The 16,132-nt window shown below is 67.1% G+C and carries 17 protein-coding genes; 11 read left to right on the top strand and 6 right to left on the bottom strand.

Features of this window, described 5'->3' with window-relative positions; all coding sequences use genetic code 11:
• The 3 genes from moaB (at position 1) to ACSR1C_RS12065 (ending at position 5,519) form a co-directional block, all read left to right on the top strand.
• Positions 1-543 (top strand): molybdenum cofactor biosynthesis protein B, encoded by a 543-nt coding sequence (moaB, locus tag ACSR1C_RS12075; protein WP_460259629.1) that lies wholly within the window; start codon positions 1-3, stop codon positions 541-543.
• 104 nt (positions 544-647) lie between these two features.
• Positions 648-2,111: an efflux RND transporter periplasmic adaptor subunit gene (locus tag ACSR1C_RS12070; protein ID WP_460259628.1), complete on the top strand. Its 1,464-nt coding sequence runs from the start codon at positions 648-650 to the stop codon at positions 2,109-2,111.
• A 3-nt stretch (positions 2,112-2,114) separates the two neighbouring features.
• Positions 2,115-5,519: an efflux RND transporter permease subunit gene (locus ACSR1C_RS12065; protein ID WP_460259627.1), complete on the top strand. Its 3,405-nt coding sequence runs from the start codon at positions 2,115-2,117 to the stop codon at positions 5,517-5,519.
• A gap of 6 nt (positions 5,520-5,525) precedes the next feature.
• On the opposite strand, the gene ACSR1C_RS12060 is transcribed toward ACSR1C_RS12065, so the two are convergent.
• Positions 5,526-6,347: a protein-disulfide reductase DsbD domain-containing protein gene (locus ACSR1C_RS12060; protein ID WP_460259626.1), complete on the bottom strand. Its 822-nt coding sequence runs from the start codon at positions 6,345-6,347 to the stop codon at positions 5,526-5,528.
• 136 nt (positions 6,348-6,483) lie between these two features.
• Here ACSR1C_RS12060 and ACSR1C_RS12055 point away from each other — a divergent pair, with 136 nt between their 5' ends.
• A complete protein-coding gene (locus tag ACSR1C_RS12055; RefSeq protein WP_460259741.1) occupies positions 6,484-7,041 on the top strand; it encodes a YqgE/AlgH family protein in 558 nt (185 codons plus the stop codon).
• 4 nt (positions 7,042-7,045) lie between these two features.
• On the opposite strand, the gene ACSR1C_RS12050 is transcribed toward ACSR1C_RS12055, so the two are convergent.
• Positions 7,046-8,014: an L-threonylcarbamoyladenylate synthase gene (locus tag ACSR1C_RS12050; RefSeq protein ID WP_460259625.1), complete on the bottom strand. Its 969-nt coding sequence runs from the start codon at positions 8,012-8,014 to the stop codon at positions 7,046-7,048.
• Positions 8,015-8,130: 116 nt separating this feature from the next.
• On the opposite strand from ACSR1C_RS12050, the gene ACSR1C_RS12045 reads away from it, so the two are divergent.
• From ACSR1C_RS12045 to ACSR1C_RS12025, 5 genes are all read left to right on the top strand, one after another.
• The gene (locus tag ACSR1C_RS12045; RefSeq protein WP_460259624.1) at positions 8,131-9,846 is read left to right on the top strand and encodes an acyl-CoA dehydrogenase; all 1,716 of its coding nucleotides are present in this window, start codon (positions 8,131-8,133) and stop codon (positions 9,844-9,846) included.
• A complete protein-coding gene (locus tag ACSR1C_RS12040) occupies positions 9,846-10,886 on the top strand; it encodes an MBL fold metallo-hydrolase (protein ID WP_460259740.1) in 1,041 nt (346 codons plus the stop codon). Before ACSR1C_RS12045 ends, ACSR1C_RS12040 begins: the two co-directional genes overlap by 1 nt.
• Positions 10,886-11,332: a DUF6173 family protein gene (locus ACSR1C_RS12035; protein ID WP_460259623.1), complete on the top strand. Its 447-nt coding sequence runs from the start codon at positions 10,886-10,888 to the stop codon at positions 11,330-11,332. The genes ACSR1C_RS12040 and ACSR1C_RS12035 overlap by 1 nt, the downstream gene beginning before the upstream one ends.
• A gap of 90 nt (positions 11,333-11,422) precedes the next feature.
• Positions 11,423-11,557, top strand: coding sequence for an aa3-type cytochrome c oxidase subunit IV (locus tag ACSR1C_RS12030; protein ID WP_460259622.1), 135 nt, complete (start codon positions 11,423-11,425; stop codon positions 11,555-11,557).
• Between the two features lie 59 nt (positions 11,558-11,616).
• On the top strand, positions 11,617-12,234 hold the full coding sequence (locus tag ACSR1C_RS12025; RefSeq protein WP_460259621.1) for a hypothetical protein: 618 nt from the start codon (positions 11,617-11,619) through the stop codon (positions 12,232-12,234).
• Here ACSR1C_RS12025 and ACSR1C_RS12020 read toward each other — a convergent pair.
• Complete coding sequence (locus tag ACSR1C_RS12020) at positions 12,231-12,560, bottom strand: AzlD domain-containing protein (RefSeq protein WP_460259620.1); 330 nt, start codon at positions 12,558-12,560, stop codon at positions 12,231-12,233. The genes ACSR1C_RS12025 and ACSR1C_RS12020 overlap by 4 nt on opposite strands.
• Positions 12,551-13,267, bottom strand: a complete 717-nt coding sequence (locus ACSR1C_RS12015; RefSeq protein ID WP_460259619.1) for an AzlC family ABC transporter permease — start codon at positions 13,265-13,267, stop codon at positions 12,551-12,553. Before ACSR1C_RS12015 ends, ACSR1C_RS12020 begins: the two co-directional genes overlap by 10 nt.
• An 84-nt stretch (positions 13,268-13,351) precedes the next feature.
• Between ACSR1C_RS12015 and mobA the strand changes: the two genes are divergently transcribed.
• Together mobA and mobB are read left to right on the top strand one after the other, a co-directional pair.
• On the top strand, positions 13,352-13,954 hold the full coding sequence (gene mobA / locus ACSR1C_RS12010; protein WP_460259618.1) for a molybdenum cofactor guanylyltransferase MobA: 603 nt from the start codon (positions 13,352-13,354) through the stop codon (positions 13,952-13,954).
• Positions 13,954-14,454 carry a molybdopterin-guanine dinucleotide biosynthesis protein B gene (gene mobB, locus ACSR1C_RS12005; RefSeq protein WP_460259617.1) on the top strand — a complete coding sequence of 167 codons (501 nt, stop codon included), beginning with the start codon at positions 13,954-13,956 and terminating at the stop codon, positions 14,452-14,454. Before mobA ends, mobB begins: the two co-directional genes overlap by 1 nt.
• Here mobB and ACSR1C_RS12000 read toward each other — a convergent pair.
• Together ACSR1C_RS12000 and greA are read right to left on the bottom strand one after the other, a co-directional pair.
• A complete protein-coding gene (locus ACSR1C_RS12000) occupies positions 14,451-15,467 on the bottom strand; it encodes a hypothetical protein (RefSeq protein WP_460259616.1) in 1,017 nt (338 codons plus the stop codon). The two genes, mobB and ACSR1C_RS12000, sit on opposite strands and share 4 nt — an antisense overlap.
• 25 nt (positions 15,468-15,492) lie before the next feature.
• Positions 15,493-15,963 carry a transcription elongation factor GreA gene (gene greA, locus ACSR1C_RS11995; RefSeq protein ID WP_460259615.1) on the bottom strand — a complete coding sequence of 157 codons (471 nt, stop codon included), beginning with the start codon at positions 15,961-15,963 and terminating at the stop codon, positions 15,493-15,495.
• Positions 15,964-16,132 lie beyond the last annotated feature (169 nt).

The raw sequence follows: 16,132 nt of genomic DNA, 5'->3' as shown, positions 1-16,132 counted from the left end.
ATGGGCCGGATCGACGACAGCAAGGATTTCGTGGCGGTGCGCATCGCGGTGCTGACCGTGTCCGACAGCCGCAGCCTGGCCGAGGATCGTTCTGGCCAGACGTTGGCGGACCGGATCACGGGGGCCGGGCATATCCTGGCCGACCGCAAAATTCTGCGCGACGAACGGGCCGAGATCGCGGCGCAGCTGCGCGCCTGGTGCGCCGATCCGGGCATTGACGTGGTGATTTCCACCGGGGGCACCGGCCTGACCGGCCGCGATGTGACGGTCGAGGCGCACCGCGATGTCTATGAAAAGGAAATCGACGCGTTCGGCACCGTTTTCACCATCGTGTCGATGCAGAAGATCGGCACCTCGGCGGTGCAGTCGCGGGCCACCGGCGGTGTGGCTGGCGGCACCTATCTGTTCGCACTGCCCGGCAGTCCGGGCGCGTGCCGCGATGCCTGGGACGAAATCCTGTCGTTTCAGCTCGATTACCGGCACCGGCCCTGCAATTTTGTGGAAATTCTGCCGCGTCTGGACGAAGATAAGCGACGGAAATAGCCGCGGCCCGCGTAACACGGTTGTGCTTGGAGGCGCCCGCGCGTGGCGCTATTCTGACATCTGATTGAAATGACTGCGTTTCCCATGGGGAAGGATTCCGCGATATGCGCTTTTTGCGCCGCAGCCTTGTCGGAGTGTTCCTGCTGGCCCTGACGGCGGGGTTGATCACTTATGCCGCTCAGGCGGTCTATACCGCGCTTCAGGCCCGCTGGGCCGAGGAAAGTATGCCGGGCCAGCCGCGCGAGCGGGTGTTCGCGGTCAATGTCGCCACCATTGCGCCACAGGTGGTGACGCCGGTTCTGACCGCCTTTGGCGAGGTGCGCAGCCGCCGCACGCTTGATCTGCGGGCGCGGGCGGCGGGGCCGGTGGTGGCGCTGCATGACGCGTTCGAGGAGGGCGGGCAGGTTCGGGCCGGCGCGCTGTTGCTGCGCGTCGATCAGGCCGATGCGCGCGCCGCGGTCGAGGTGGCCCAGACCGACCTGGCCGAGGCTGGCGCCGAACAGCGCGACGCGGCCCGCGCGCTGGATCTGGCCCGCGACGAGCTGGCCGCCGCCCAGGAACAGGCCCAGTTGCGCGCCCAGGCGCTGGAGCGTCAGATCAGCGTGCGCGACCGCGGTTTCGGGTCGGACGCGCTGGTCGAGGAGGCCGGGCTTGCCGCCGCGTCGGCCCGGCAGACGGTTTTGTCGCACCGGCAATCGCTGGCCACGGCGCAAAGCCGTGTGGATCAGGCCGAGACCGGTCTGGCCCGCGCCCGGATCACCCTGGCCGAGGCCGAGCGTCGCCTGGCCGATACCGAGCTTCACGCCGAGTTTTCCGGGACGCTCAGCGCCGTAAGTCTGGTCGAGGGTGGGCTGGTGGCGGTGAACGAGCAGGTGGCGCAATTGATCGACCCGGATGATCTGGAAGTGTCGTTCCGCGTCTCGACCCCGCAATATTCGCGGCTTCTGGACGCGCGCGGCGCGCTGACCCCGGCGCGCGTCGCGGTGACGTTGGATGCCCATGGCGCCGATCTGCTGGCCGAGGGCACCCTGACCCGCGAAAGCGGCGCGGTGGCCGAGGGTCAGACCGGGCGGCTGCTGTTTGCCCGGCTGGACGGGGCCAGAGGATTTCGCCCCGGCGATTTCGTGACCGTGCAGGTGGCCGAACCGGTGTTGACGGATGTGGTCGTGCTGCCCTCGACTGCGCTGGATGCGGCGGGTGCGCTGCTGGTGGTGGGCCCCGACGATCGGCTGGAGGTGGCGCAGGCCGACCTGCTGCGCCGCCAAGGCGACGACGTGATCCTGCGCCTGGCCCCGGAACTGGACGGGCGCGAGGTGGTAACCGAACGCTCACCCCTGCTGGGCGCCGGAATCAAGGTGCGCCCGATCCGCCCCGAGGCGGCTGTGGCGACGGGCGACGCGCCCGAAATGGTTGCACTGACACCGGATCGCCGGGCCCAGCTGATCGCCTTTGTCGAGGCTAACGCCTTCATGCCGAAAGAGGCCAAGGACCGGGTGCTGGCGCAATTGGCGCAAGACCGGGTGCCGGCGCGCACCATCGAGCGGCTGGAAAGCCGCATGGGGGGCTAGACCATGTCACCGGGGCCGGGGCGGATCGAAAGGGCGGCGGGCGGGGTGCTGTCCTATTTCACCCGGCATGGCACGGCGGCCAATCTGCTGCTGCTGATCATGATCGTTCTGGGGCTGGCGGCGGTGCCGCAGATGCGTACTCAGTTCTTCCCCGACATCATCAATGACGACGTGACCGTTTCCGTCGCCTGGGACGGCGCGGGCGCCGAAGATGTGGATGCCGGGATCGCGCAGGTGCTGGAACCGGCGCTGCTGGCGGTCGAGGGTGTGGAAAGCACCGCCTCGCGCGCGTCCGAGGGAAGCGCCAGGATCACCCTGAGATTCGAACCGGGCTGGGACATGTCGCGCGCCGCAGCCGATGTGCAGCAGGCCGTGGACAGCACCACAACCCTGCCGGACGAGGCCGACGATCCGGTCGTGCGGCGCGGCGCGTGGCGCGACCGGGTAACCGATGTGGTGATCACCGGGCCGGTGGGCGTCGATCAGCTGGGCCGGTTCGCCGATGAATTCGTGGCCCGCCTGTTTGCCGCCGGCGTGACGCGCACCACGATCCGTGGCTTTGCCACGCCGGAAACGATTGTCGAGGTGCCCTCGGCCGCGCTGATCCGCCACGATCTGACCATGGCCGGAATTGCCGAAGCGATCGCCGCCGAGGTCGATACCGCCCCCGCGGGCGATGTCACCGGCGCCAACGCGCGGGTCCGCACCGGGGTGGCCAAGCGCAGCGCCGATCAGATCGCGAATATCGAGCTGCGCTCGAACCCGGACGGATCGAAGCTGCGGATCGGCGACGTGGCGCAGGTGCTTGTCGGCGGAATCGACCGCGAGCGCGCCTATTTCGTGGGCGAAAACCCGGCGATTTCGGTGCGGGTGGATCGCTCGGACCGGGGCGATGCCATCGCGATCCAGGATCAGGTGCAGCAGGCCGCCGACACGCTGGCGCTGGGCCTGCCCGAAGGCGTGCGCATCGACCTGATCCGCACCCGCAGCGAGGCGATCACCGGACGGCTGAACATCCTGCTGGATAACGGGCTGGTCGGGCTGGCGCTGGTTCTGGTGCTGCTGTTTCTGTTTTTGAACGCGCGCACCGCGTTCTGGGTCGCGGCGGGAATTCCGGTCTCGATGCTGGCCACGATCGCGCTGATGTATGTGGCCGGGCTGACGATCAACATGATCTCGCTTTTCGCGCTGATCATCACGACGGGCATCATCGTGGACGACGCCATCGTGGTGGGCGAACACGCCGATTTCCGCGCCCGCCGTCTGGGCGAAGGTCCGGTGCAGGCCGCCGAAAACGCCGCCCGCCGCATGGCCGCGCCGGTGTTTTCGGCCACCGTCACCACGGTAATCGCGTTTTTCGGGCTGACCGCCATCGGCGGGCGGTTCGGGGCGATGATTTCCGATATCCCGTTCACGGTGATCGTGGTTTTGCTGGCGTCGCTGGTCGAATGCTTTCTGATCCTGCCCAACCACATGTCCCACGCGCTGGCCCATTCGTCGCAGGCGCATTGGTACGATCTGCCGTCGCGTGTGGTGAATCGCGGGTTCGTCTGGGTGCAGCGGGCGCTGTTCCGGCCGCTGATGGCGGGGGTGGTCAAGGCGCGCTATCCGGTGATGGCGCTGGTGCTGTTCCTGCTGGCGTCGCAGGTCGCGCTGCTTATTCGCGGCGATGTGCAGTGGCGGTTCTTCAATGCGCCCGAGCGGGGCTCCATTTCCGGCAATTTCGCGATGGCGCCGGGCGCCTCGCGGTCCGACACCATGGCGATGATGCGCGAGATGCAGCGCGCCACCGATGCGGTGGCTGCGCGCTATGCCGCCGAATACGGCACCAACCCGCTGGATTACGTGCTGTCCGAGGTGGGCGGAAACACCGGGCGCGGTCTGTCGGGGGTCGAAAACAAGGATGCCGAACTGCTGGGCTCGATCGCGATCGAGCTGATCGACGCCGATTTGCGGCCCTATTCGTCGTTCAGGTTTCTGGCCGATCTGCAGGAAGAGGTGCGCCAGCACCCGCTGGTCGAGACCCTCAGCTTTCGCGGCTGGCGTTCGGGGCCCGGTGGCGACGCGCTGGACGTGGAATTCTACGGTGCCGACGCAGAAACGCTGAAGGCGGCGGCCGAGAGCCTGAAATCGCAGCTTGTCCCATACCCCGAGGTGTCGGCGGTCGAGGACAGCCTGGCCTATGACAAGCAGGAACTGGTGCTGGAACTGACGCCGCAGGGCACCGCGCTGGGCTTTACCCCCGACGCGCTGGGCCGGGTGCTGCGCCACCGCCTGAACGGAATCGAGGCCGCGACCTATCCCGATGGCCTGCGCTCGGCCGCGATCCGGGTGGAACTGCCCGAGGGTGAACTGACCGCCGATTTCCTGGACCGCACGCTGTTGCGCTCGTCCGGGGGGCAATATGTGCCGCTGGCCGATATCGTCACCGTTACCCGCCAGACCGGGTTTTCCACCGTGCGGCGCGAAAACGGGCTGCGGATCATCTCTGTCACTGGTGACATATCCGAGGACGACCCGGCCCGCGCGCAGGAGATTACCCAGATCCTGCAAGACACGATTCTGCCGGGGATCGAAAGCGACTTTGGCGTGGCCTGGCGGATGGCGGGTCTGGCCGAGCAGGAAAACGAGTTTCTGGCCGACGCGATGACCGGGCTGACCCTGTGCCTGATCGGGATCTATCTGACGCTGGCCTGGATCTTTTCCAGCTGGACCCGACCCATCGTGGTGATGGCGATCATTCCCTTCGGGCTGGTCGGTACGATCTATGGCCACGCGCTGTGGGAGGTGCCGCTGTCGATGTTCACCGTGATCGGGCTGATCGGCATGACCGGGATCATCATCAACGATGCGATCGTTCTGGTCGGCACGGTCGAGGAATACGCCCAGACCCGCGGCCTGGTGCCGGCGATCATCGACGGCGCGGCGGATCGGCTGCGCCCGGTGTTCCTGACCACGGCGACGACGGTTCTGGGGCTGGCGCCGCTGTTGTACGAGACCTCGCAGCAGGCGCAGTTCCTGAAGCCCACGGTGATCACGCTGGTCTACGGTCTGGGCTTCGGCATGGTTCTGGTGTTGCTGATGGTGCCCGCGCTGCTGGCGATGCAACAGGATGTGGCGCGCCAGTTCCGGGCGCTGCGGCGGGGGTTGACCTTGCAGGACCGGGCGCGCGGTCTTGGCCTGATCACCGGCGCGGCGGTGCTGGCGGTGGCGGCGCTGTTCGCGGCGACGCTGGGCCATGCGGTGCTGCGCGGCGGCCTGCCGGGGCCGTTGGCCGGTGTGCTGCCGGATGCGCCGGTGATGGCGGCGGCGCTGATCCTGTTCGTGGCGGGGGCGGCCGGGCTGCTGACGCTGGTCTATCTGGGCGCGGCGCTGATCTATGCGCTGCGGCAGCGCACGGCGCCCTGACCGGGGTCAGTTCACCGCACAGCCCGCGATGTCGATCGCATTCGCGCCAGACAGCAGCGTGATCCGCACGTTCGCACCATCCAGCGCGAAGGGCTGGGCGTTGACCGGCACCAGATCGGTGACCGCCGTCAGCGCATCGCCGTCGCGCGTGACCTTGGCCTCGGCCACCCAGATCGACGGATCGGACAGCTCGACCACGGCCACCTCGCGCGCGCCCAGCGGCGGCACCGTGATCCGTGCGGTCAGGCGCATCCCGTCGTCGATCGGCGCGGTCGTGCAGGTGACCGTGCCGACACCGGCGGCCTGGCCTGACGCGGGCCGCGCGTCCAGCGCCGCGCGGATCGGGGCGGGCTGCGCGTCCGAGGGCAGGGTGGCGTGCAGTTCCAGCGCCATCGGCATGCAGATATCCAGACACACGCCCAGATCGACATGGCCGCTCATGCTGATCGGCTGCGACGGGTCTGTGGGCGTCAGTTCCAGCGGCAGCACGACCTCGTGCTTATAGCCGATGGTCCGCATGCCGTTTTGATAGAACACCTCGGGACGGGGCCAGTGCAGTTGCACGGCGGCCATGTTCGTGGACCCGGTCCAGTTGAATCTGGGCGGGATGCCGGCCTCGCCCGGCGCGCGCCAATAGGTTTTCCACCCCGGTGCAAGGGTCAGCCGCAGCCCGGCCATCTGGGTACCGTCGGGGGTTTCCCAGCCCGGCAGGATTTCGGCGGTGATGACGGAGTCGAGGGGCACATCGGCGCTGCCGGCGGTTGCCGCCTGCGTGGAAAGGCCAAGACCCATGGCCAGGCAAAGCGGGCTGAGAATGCGTATTTTCATGGCGCTGAACATAAGCACGCCGCAGATATAGAGAAATCACAATTGGGAGATTGCCCCGCGACTGTGTCTTTTCGCACCCTTGCAAGTAAACCCGCCCACACCCCATTGTTAAGGGATGGATATGTCAGACACCCCGATGGACCTCAGCGGCAAGCTGCTGATCGCGATGCCCGGCATGGGCGATCCGCGGTTCGACAGGAGCGTGGTCTATATATGTGCCCATTCGCCCGAGGGCGCGATGGGGCTGATCGTCAACAAGCCCGCGCCGGATCTGAGCTTTATTGATCTGCTCAGGCAACTGGACATCCCGCTTGGCGATCGCCGGCGCGAGATCCGGGTGCATTTCGGCGGCCCGGTCGAACATGGGCGCGGTTTTGTGCTGCATTCCTCCGACTATCGGTCCAACCGGGCGACGACGCTGCGGGTGGATGACCGATTCGGCCTGACCGCGACGCTGGACATTCTGGAAGACATGGCGCGCGGCACCGGGCCGCGGGAAACATTGCTGACGCTTGGCTATTCGGGCTGGGGGCCGGGCCAGCTGGAGGCCGAGATCGGCCGGAACGGCTGGCTGACCTGCGATGCCAGCCCCGAGATCGTGTTCGACCGTGACGATGGCGCCAAATGGGGGCGTGCGCTGAAGGTTCTGGGGGTCGATCCGCAAATGCTGTCATCGGCGGCGGGGCGGGCCTGACGGATCAGGGCCGGGGCGCGGCGGCGCGGCGCAGCCGGTCGTTGATCGCACGGCCCAGCCCGTGGTCGGGCACCGGTGCCACGGCGATCATCTGTCCCGGCGCGGCCATCGCATCCAGCGCGCGCAGGTGGTGGAACAGGTTCGCCGCCGCCTCGACCAGATCGCCGCTGGCCGACAGCGTCATCGCTGCGCCATCGCAATGCGGCCCGAAACCCAGCCACAACTCGCCCGCTTGCGGCGCATCGGCCTGTAGCCGGATCGCGGCACCGGGCGCGTAATGCGAGCCGAGCTGACCCGGCGCGGTGATCGCAGCGTTTTGATCACGCTGGGCCAGCGGCGCGCCCAGGCAGGCCTCGATCGCCTCGGTCGGCAGCCCGCCGGGGCGCAGCAGGGTGGCGGTGCCGCCCGACAACCCGATGATGGTGGATTCCAGCCCCACCGCGCAGGCGCCGCCATCGACGACCGCCTCGATCCGGCCACCCAACCCGTCCAGCACATGTTCGGCGCGGGTCGGGCTGACCTTGCCCGAGGGGTTGGCCGACGGCGCGGCCAGCGGCCCGCCAAAGGCTGTCAGCAGTGCGCGTGCGACAGGGTGCTCGGGCACGCGGATCGCGACAGTATCGTTGCCCGCCGTCACCAGCGGCGACAGCCCCCCATCGGCGCGCAGCGGCAGAACAAGGGTCAGCGGACCGGGCCAGAACGCATCGGCCAGACGCTCGGCCGCGTCATCGAACAGGGCATAGTGCCGGGCGGCGGCCAGATCGGGCAGATGCACGATCAGCGGGTTGAAGCGCGGGCGGCCCTTGGCCTCGAATATCCGGGCGACGGCAAGATCGTTGCGCGCGTCGGCCCCCAGCCCGTAAACCGTTTCGGTCGGAAAGGCGACCAGCGCCCCCCGCGCCAGCAGCCCCGCCGCACGGGTCAGGCCGGTATCGTCGGGGGTCAGGGTTTCGGTCTGAAGCGTGCCTGTCATGTGACGCTGCGTTTGCCTTGATGGATGGGCCCCGGCTATTACGCTTGAGCCATTGGATAACGTGACATACTTGTGTGCCTGCGCCTTCACAAGGCGCGTCTGAGGGGGAGGGATCAATGGCGTATCGTGCACCGGTCGGGGATTACCGGTTTATCTTCGAAAATGTGGTGAATCTGGGTCAGGTTTCCGGGACCGGTCTGTTTGCCGATGCGAGCGCCGATGTCACCGATGCGATCCTGACCGAAGCCGGGCGCCTGTGCGAAGAGGTCATGGCCCCGTTGCAACGTGCCGGTGATCTGCATCCGGCGGTTCTGGAAAACGGCGTCGTGCGCACCTCGCCCGGATTTTCCGAGGCCTATCACCAGATCGCCGAAGGCGGCTGGATCGGCATCGCCGCCGCGCCTGAAAACGGCGGCATGGGCCTGCCGATGGCGGTGACCACCGCGGTGAACGAGATGATGAGCGCGGCCTGCCTGTCGCTGCAGCTGAACCCGCTGATGAGCCAGGGCCAGATCGAGGCGCTGGAGCATCACGCCAGCGACGCGCTGAAGGCGGTCTATCTGCCCAAGCTGATTTCGGGCGAATGGTGCGGTACGATGAATCTGACCGAACCGCAGGCCGGATCCGATGTCGGCGCGCTGGTCTCGCGCGCGGTGCCGAACGGCGACGGCACCTATGCGATCACCGGGCAGAAAATCTTCATCTCCTGGGGCGATAACGACTTTACCGGAAATGTGTGCCACCTGGTGCTGGCGCGGCTGCCCGACGGCGCCCCCGGCACCAAGGGGATCAGCCTGTTCATGGTGCCCAAGCGCATTCCCGACGAAAATGGCAACCCCGGCGTGGCCAACAGCCTGAGCGTGGTCAGCCTGGAACACAAGATGGGGCTGCATGGCTCGCCCACCGCGGTGATGCAGTATGACGGCGCCACCGGCTGGCTGGTCGGCGAACCGCACAAGGGCATGGCCGCGATGTTCACGATGATGAACAACGCCCGGCTGGGCGTCGGCGTGCAGGGGATCGGCGTGGCCGAAGGGGCCTATCAGCACGCGCTGGCCTATGCGCAGGAGCGCCGGCAGGGCCAGACCCCGGTCGCGGGCGGCACCGGCACGATCCTGGATCACGCCGATGTGCGCCGGATGCTGACCACGATGAAGGCCGAGGTGTTCGCCGCGCGCTCGATCGCGCTGGCCTGCGCGGTGGCGCTGGACATGGCCCGCGCCACGGGCAACCCCGACTGGCAGGCGCGTGCCGCGCTGCTGACGCCGGTGGCCAAGGCCTATGGCACCGATGTCGGGATCGAGGTAGCCTCGATGGGGATGCAGGTGCATGGCGGCATGGGGTTCATCGAGGAATCGGGCGCCGCGCAATATCTGCGCGATGTGCGGGTGACCGCGATCTATGAGGGGACCAACGGTATTCAGGCGATGGATCTGGTTGCGCGCAAGATGATGGATGGCGGCGAAGCGGCCTATCGCATGCTCGAAGAGATCCAAACCGATGCCGAGGCCGCGCGCGCCGTGCTGCCGGGTTTGGCGAACGATGTCTGGGCCGCGACCGAGACCCTGCGCGAGGCCACCGAGTGGATGGTCGCGCAGGAGGTGAACGACCGCTTCGCCGGGGCGGTGCCGTTCCTGCGCGCCTGCGCACGGGTGCTGGGCGGGCATTTCCATCTGAAGGCCGCCATGGCCGAGGGTGGCAACGGCCCGCGCACCGCATTGGCCGAGTTCTTCATCAAGCGGATGATGCCGGAATACACCGCCCAACTGGCCCATGCGCGTGCTGGCGCGGCCGGCCTGTACGCGCTCAGCCCCGAGGATCTGGTGGCGTGATGCGGGATCGGCCCGCCGCCATACGCTATCCATGGAGGGCGGCACCCGAAGAGGGGACCGCGACCGAGGTCGCGCCGGGGGTGCTGTGGATGCGCCTGCCCCTGCCGATGAAGCTGGACCATGTGAACGTCTATGCGCTGGACGATGGCGATGGCTGGACGATCATCGATACCGGCCTTGCCACCGGCAAGGGCCGTATAATCTGGGAATGTTGCCTGGCCGGGCCGCTGGCGGGCAAGCCCGTGCGGCGGGTGATCGCGACCCATCACCACCCCGATCACATCGGGCTGGCCGGCTGGTTTCAAACCGTCCACGGCGCCGAACTGTGCACCACCCGCACCGCCTGGCTGCTGGCGCGGATGCTGGTGCTGGACGCGCAGGACCGACCTGCCGAGGAAAGCGTGGCGTTCTGGCGCGGCGCGGGGATGGACCCGGCGATGCTGGCGCAGCGTCAGGCCGAGCGGCCCTATAATTTCGCCGACACGGTCGCGCCGCTGCCGCTGGGCTATCGCCGCATCAAACAGGACGATGTGATCCGCATCGGCGGGCGCGACTGGCATGTGCATATCGGCCATGGCCACGCCCCGGAACATGCCACCTTCTGGAGCCGCGACGACAACCTTGTGCTGGGCGGCGATCAGCTGTTGCCGTCGATTTCGCCCAATCTGGGGGTCTATGCCACCGAGCCCGAGGCCGACCCGGTGGGGGAATGGCTGGAAAGCTGCGAGCGGTTCGCCACGCTGGCGCAGGACGATCAGCTTGTGCTGCCGGGCCACAAGCTGCCCTTTACCGGCCTGCCGATCCGGCTGCGCCAGTTGATCGACAACCACCACAGCGCGCTGGATCGCCTGTTGGCGTATCTGGACCGGCCCCATACCGCCACCGAATGTTTCATCGTGCTGTTCCGGCGCGATATCGGCGCATCGGAATACGGGCTGGCCCTGGTCGAGGCCGTGGCGCATCTGAACCACCTTTTGCAGGCCGGTCAGGTCACCCGCCAGCGCCGCGCCGACGGCGCGTGGCTGTGGCAGGCCGCGTGATGGCACAGGACCGCACGCCCCCCTGCGCCGAGCCCCGCGGGCGCGCGGTTCATGCCGATCCCTGCGCGCCTGCCTCGCCCGAGCAGAAACCGCTGCCCGCGGCGGTCACCCGCAAGCCGGTCGATCAGAAAAGCGCGGCCGAATGGGCCTATGAGCGGGTCATCCTTTACATCCAGAATTTCGAAGAAAATCTGGATGCCGAGCATGAGATCGCGATGGGCTTCACCGGCGGCGACGCGGGCGTGCTGAAGATCGAGGGCGTGGGCTATTTCGATCCCGACATCGTGACCTTCTACGGCACCGATCTGACCGGCGCGCGCACCCAACTGGTGCAGCATGTCAGTCAGCTGAACGTGATGCTGCGTGCCCTGCCCAAGCCGGAAAACATCCCTGCGGCGCGGCGGATCGGCTTTCGTCTGGCGGCGGATCTGGAACAGGATGGCTGAAAGCGTATTTTTGCGCCGACCCGGGCCGTGACATGCGGTTTCTATTCGGGTATCCCGAATCTGCACGAACAGGGAAAAGGAGACCCCCAGATGGCTGAGTACAAGCATGGCTCGATGGATATCACCGAGCACGAGAAGACCTTCGAAGGGTTCATCCGCATGGCGACCGGCGTTGCGATCACGGCCATCGTGGTCCTGATCTTCATGGCTCTTGTGAACGGCTAAAGGATTGGCGGCGGGGCTGCCCCCGCCCGTTCCGGCACCAGCGTTATTTTGGGGAAGTCATGCGCCGCCTGTTGATTTGCGTCCTGTTCCCTTGTCTTCTGGCGGCCTGCACGGCGGTCTCCGTCTGGGCCCCCGAAGAGGCGGTCAAGGCCGCGGCCTACCGATCCGACACGCCGCCCTCGATCACGCTTTATACCATGGTCAACAACCGCTCGAACGAGGGGGCGCATAGCGGGCTGATGATCAATGCCAGCCAGCGTGTCGTGTTCGACCCGGCCGGGTCCTGGTGGCATCGCACCGTGCCCGAACGCAATGACGTGCATTACGGCATGACCCCGCTGATGGAAAAATTCTACCTCGACTATCATGCGCGCGAGACATACCGCGTGGTCGAGCAGACCATTTTGGTCTCTCCCGAGGTGGCGGAACAGGCGCTGGCGATCGTCGAAGGCTACGGCGCGGTGCCCAAGGCGCTGTGCGGCCGCTCTACCAGTGGTGTGTTGCGGCAATTGCCGGGGTTCTCGTCCATTCCGCGCACGTTCTATCCGGGCAGGATCATGCGGGCCTTCGGGGCGCTGCCGGGGGTGACGACACGGATCTATTATGACGACGATTCCGATAACAACATGGCAGTGCTGAGCAGCCAGCAATCCGCCAGCGTTTCGGTCGCGAACTAACCCAACAGATACAGCGTCAGATACAGCGTGCCGGCGCCGCCGAAGATCGCCAGCAGCGTGTTTTTCGTGACCACGCCCAACCCAAGCGTTACCAGCGCCGCCAGCATCCGGGCGGGCTCTGTCTGGCCGTTATTGGCGGCGGGCCACAGAACCAGCGGTGCGATCAGGCCGGGCAGCACCGCCACCGGGGTATAGCGCAGATGGCGCAGCACCCATTCCGGCAAAGGCCGGTCGCCGATCAGCCCGAGAAAGGAAAACCGGATCAGGAAGGTGCCGATGCCCAGCCCGGCGATGATCAGCCATATTCTGGCGCTGCTCATATCCATCGGTTTTGCCTTTTCAGCCAGAGTTCGACCTGCGCGCCGGCCATCATCGCCGTCAGGGCCGCGATCAGCAGCCCGCCGCTATAGGGGACGAAGGCCAGCATCAGTGACACCGCCACCGAAACCACCGCCGCCGCCACATGGGCCAGCGTCCGCAGCGCCGGCGCGACCATTGCCAGAAAGGTGATCGGCATCGCGAAATCCAGCGCATATTCAGGTGGGATGCCTTGCCCCATCACCGCGCCCAGATAGGTCATGCCGTACCAGCTGGGCCCCAGCAGGGTGACCACGCCGAAGAAATAGGCGGTCCGGGCGGCCAGACTCATGCCGGGTTCGGTTTCATAATGGGCGACGGGCAGCGCATAGGACTGATCGACAAGCAGATAGGCCATCAATACCCGCTGCCACAGCGGTGCCGCCCCCAGATGCGGGGTCAGCGCGGCCGAATACATCGCCATGCGCAGGTTCACCGCCAGCGCGGCGGCCAGAATGATCAGCGTGGGCGCGTTTTCCGTCATCAGTTGCAGCGCGGTGAACTGCGAGGCCCCGGCGATCACCAGAACCGAAAATCCGATCACCTCGGCCAGGTTCAACCCAGCCTCGGTGCCGACCACGCCGAACAGCAGGCCGAACGGCCCGACGACGAACACGAACGGCGCGCCCTGCCGGGCGCCCAGCCAATAGGCCGATTTGGTGGTGGAGGATGCCATGCGCTGCCCCTAGACTGTCTCAGGCCCCTTCGCCATTAGGACAGTGGTGGGGCAGATGCAATCATGCGCGGGCAAGGGGGTGCGATGCAACCGTTCGGGGTGATCCTTGCCGGCGGTCAGGCGGCGCGGATGGGCGGCGGCGACAAGGCGCTGCTGGCGCTGGGGGGGCAAAGCCTGCTGGCGCATGTGGCGGGCCGTCTGGGGCCGCAGGTGGACCGGTTGGCGATCAGCGCCAATGGTGATCCGGCGCGGTTCGCCGCAACCGGGCTGCCGGTTCTGCCCGACAGCATGGCGGGTTTTCCCGGCCCGCTGGCGGGAATTCTGGCCGGGCTGGACTGGGCCGCCGACAACGGCGCCGACTGCATCGTGACCGCCGCCGTGGACACGCCGTTCCTGCCCCGCGATCTGGTGGCCGGGTTGCAGCGGGCCGCCGTGCAGGCGGGCGCGCCGATCGCGCTGGCCGCGTCCCTTGGGCGGGCGCATCCTACCTTCGGGCTGTGGCCGGTGGCCCTGCGCGACGATCTGCGCGCGGCCCTCGCGGCGGGCACGCGCCGTGTGCGGGCCTGGGCCGAAGGGCATGGCGCGGTGACGGCGGCGTTTCCGGCGGGCGCGTTCGACCCGTTTTTCAACATCAACACGCAGGCCGATCTTGTGCAGGGCGCGGCGCTGTTGCGAGGGGGCGGCTGATGCGGGTTTTCGGCGTCGTGGGCTATAAGAACGCCGGCAAGACCGGGTTGATGGAGCGGCTGGTGGCCGAGATTTCCGCGCGCGGCTTCAGCGTCTCGACCGTGAAACATGCGCATCATCATTTCGATCTGGACCAGCCGGGCAAGGACAGCTTTCGCCACCGCGTCGCCGGTGCGCGCGAGGTGCTGCTGGCCTCGGGGCAGCGCTGGGCGCTTATGCACGAACTGTGCGACGCGCCCGAGCCACCGCTGGAGGCGTTGCTGGCCCGGCTGTCACCGGTCGATCTGGTGCTGGTCGAAGGCTACAAGCGCGACGCCCATCCCAAGGTCGAGGCGTTTCGCGATGATGCCGGTCATGCGCTGATCGCGCCCGGCGATCCCACCGTGCGGGCGGTGGCCAGCGACGTGCCGCAGCCGGGACTGCATGTGCCGGTCTTCGCGCTGGACGATACCGGCGCGGTGGCCGATTTCATCCTGGGGCAGGTGGGGCTGGCGCGTTAGTCGAAGGTGCCCGAGACCCGGCCCAGCAGCATGAACGCGCGCGCGGTGCGGGTTTCGGCCAGATCGCTGATTTCCTGATCGCTGGCGGTTTGTGCGAATTCGGTCAGGGTGCGGTCGAACTGGCGCAGAAAGTGATGCGCGGCATCGCGAAAGATCGGATCCTGCCGCATCCGCCCGGCGGTCAGCGCCAGGCACGACCGGTCGCGCACCCCGCCCAGACCCGCCACCGCGGCCCCGCGTTCGCCGGTGGCGAATCTGCGCCAGATCTCGGCGCGGGCGCGGTCGGGGCGCAGATCGTCCATATAGATGCCGTCCTGGCTGAGCAGGGTCAGCACATCCTGGGCCGAGCGGATCAGCTTGGCCGCCGCACGGTCCTGCAACGCGCGGCGCAGCGCGCGGAACCCGTCCTGATCGTCGGCGGTTTCGGGGAAGTTCAGCGCGCGGATGAAATCCTCGACCGGCAGCGGCGGGCTCAGCTCTTCGGCGGGGGTGCCCAGGGCAAGCGACGGCTGATCGGTATCCGCCTTGACCGCCGGTACCGGCGCGGCGGCGACCGCGACAGGGCGCGCGCGGCTGCTGGCGAAGGTGGCCATCGCGCTTTCGGCCTGCTTTTGCGCCGCGGCGATTTCGTCCAGCTTCTTCTCGACCGTGGGGCGGGTGCCCATGCCGACGCTTTGCTGCTGCTGGATATAGGTATGGCGCATCGCGTCGATCGCGGCCTGAAGCCGCGCCGATTCCTCGCGCATCACACGCGCGCTTTTCGCGGCCGAGGCCGCGACCCAGATCAGCGCGACCGGCATGGCAATGGCCACGAAGGTCAGAACGAAGGTGATCGGACCGAATTGCAGGCTTTCCGGCCCCGATTTGGCGAACATGAAAAACGCGCCCGACGCGGCCAGCCACAGCAGGCTGAGCGCAAAGGCAATGATATCGGCCGCGGTCAGGCCCGACGGCCCGGCCCTGCTGCCATAGATGCCGAGGTCAATCGGCGAATCCTGCTTTTTGTCTGCCATGTTGAAACGGTCTCAGCCCTGCGCCTCAGACGTACTGAATGCTGAGAACCTCGTAACTTTTCCCACCACCCGGCGTCTTGACCTCGACACTGTCACCTTCCTCTTTGCCGATCAAGGCACGGGCGAGGGGGGATTTTATGTTGAGCAGACCCTTCTCGATATCGGCCTCGGGCGCGCCGACGATCTGATAGGTCTTCTCCTCGTCGGTGTCTTCGTCCACCAGCCTGACGGTGGCGCCGAACTTGATCGCGCCGGACAGTTTGGTGGGGTCGATCACCTCGGCCAGCGACAGCGTTGCCTCCAGCTCCTTGATCCGGCCTTCGATGAAGCTCTGTTTTTCGCGGGCGGCGTGGTATTCGGCATTCTCGGACAGATCGCCATGTTCGCGGGCTTCGGCAATGGCCTTGATCACGGCGGGGCGTTCCACCGATTTCAGGGTTTTCAATTCTGCCTCAAGCGCGGTGTGGCCCGCGCGGGTCATCGGTATTTTTTCCATAGTTCTCATCGGATATGTTAAGGGCGGCGCGGCCCGTGCGGGGCGCCGTTGGTGAATGAATCTTCCCACCTGACCCCAGCGGCGGTCGAAATGCAAGAGGGATGCGCGGGCCGGTTCCGTGGAATTGCTGCGCCACAACGGGAATGATGCGGCGTTGCAATTGACGCTT

The sequence above is a fragment of the Actibacterium sp. D185-2 genome (assembly GCF_054954595.1).
Note: the sequence above shows the minus strand (reverse complement) of the source record. Positions and strands in the feature narration are given on the sequence as shown.

Coding starts and splice junctions, on each gene's coding strand:
- moaB (WP_460259629.1), top strand. CDS start 1: ATGGGCCGGATCGACGACAGCAAGGATTTCGTGGCGGTGCGCATCGCG.
- ACSR1C_RS12070 (WP_460259628.1), top strand. CDS start 648: ATGCGCTTTTTGCGCCGCAGCCTTGTCGGAGTGTTCCTGCTGGCCCTG.
- ACSR1C_RS12065 (WP_460259627.1), top strand. CDS start 2,115: ATGTCACCGGGGCCGGGGCGGATCGAAAGGGCGGCGGGCGGGGTGCTG.
- ACSR1C_RS12060 (WP_460259626.1), bottom strand. CDS start 6,347: ATGAAAATACGCATTCTCAGCCCGCTTTGCCTGGCCATGGGTCTTGGC.
- ACSR1C_RS12055 (WP_460259741.1), top strand. CDS start 6,484: ATGGACCTCAGCGGCAAGCTGCTGATCGCGATGCCCGGCATGGGCGAT.
- ACSR1C_RS12050 (WP_460259625.1), bottom strand. CDS start 8,014: ATGACAGGCACGCTTCAGACCGAAACCCTGACCCCCGACGATACCGGC.
- ACSR1C_RS12045 (WP_460259624.1), top strand. CDS start 8,131: ATGGCGTATCGTGCACCGGTCGGGGATTACCGGTTTATCTTCGAAAAT.
- ACSR1C_RS12040 (WP_460259740.1), top strand. CDS start 9,846: ATGCGGGATCGGCCCGCCGCCATACGCTATCCATGGAGGGCGGCACCC.
- ACSR1C_RS12035 (WP_460259623.1), top strand. CDS start 10,886: ATGGCACAGGACCGCACGCCCCCCTGCGCCGAGCCCCGCGGGCGCGCG.
- ACSR1C_RS12030 (WP_460259622.1), top strand. CDS start 11,423: ATGGCTGAGTACAAGCATGGCTCGATGGATATCACCGAGCACGAGAAG.
- ACSR1C_RS12025 (WP_460259621.1), top strand. CDS start 11,617: ATGCGCCGCCTGTTGATTTGCGTCCTGTTCCCTTGTCTTCTGGCGGCC.
- ACSR1C_RS12020 (WP_460259620.1), bottom strand. CDS start 12,560: ATGGATATGAGCAGCGCCAGAATATGGCTGATCATCGCCGGGCTGGGC.
- ACSR1C_RS12015 (WP_460259619.1), bottom strand. CDS start 13,267: ATGGCATCCTCCACCACCAAATCGGCCTATTGGCTGGGCGCCCGGCAG.
- mobA (WP_460259618.1), top strand. CDS start 13,352: ATGCAACCGTTCGGGGTGATCCTTGCCGGCGGTCAGGCGGCGCGGATG.
- mobB (WP_460259617.1), top strand. CDS start 13,954: ATGCGGGTTTTCGGCGTCGTGGGCTATAAGAACGCCGGCAAGACCGGG.
- ACSR1C_RS12000 (WP_460259616.1), bottom strand. CDS start 15,467: ATGGCAGACAAAAAGCAGGATTCGCCGATTGACCTCGGCATCTATGGC.
- greA (WP_460259615.1), bottom strand. CDS start 15,963: ATGGAAAAAATACCGATGACCCGCGCGGGCCACACCGCGCTTGAGGCA.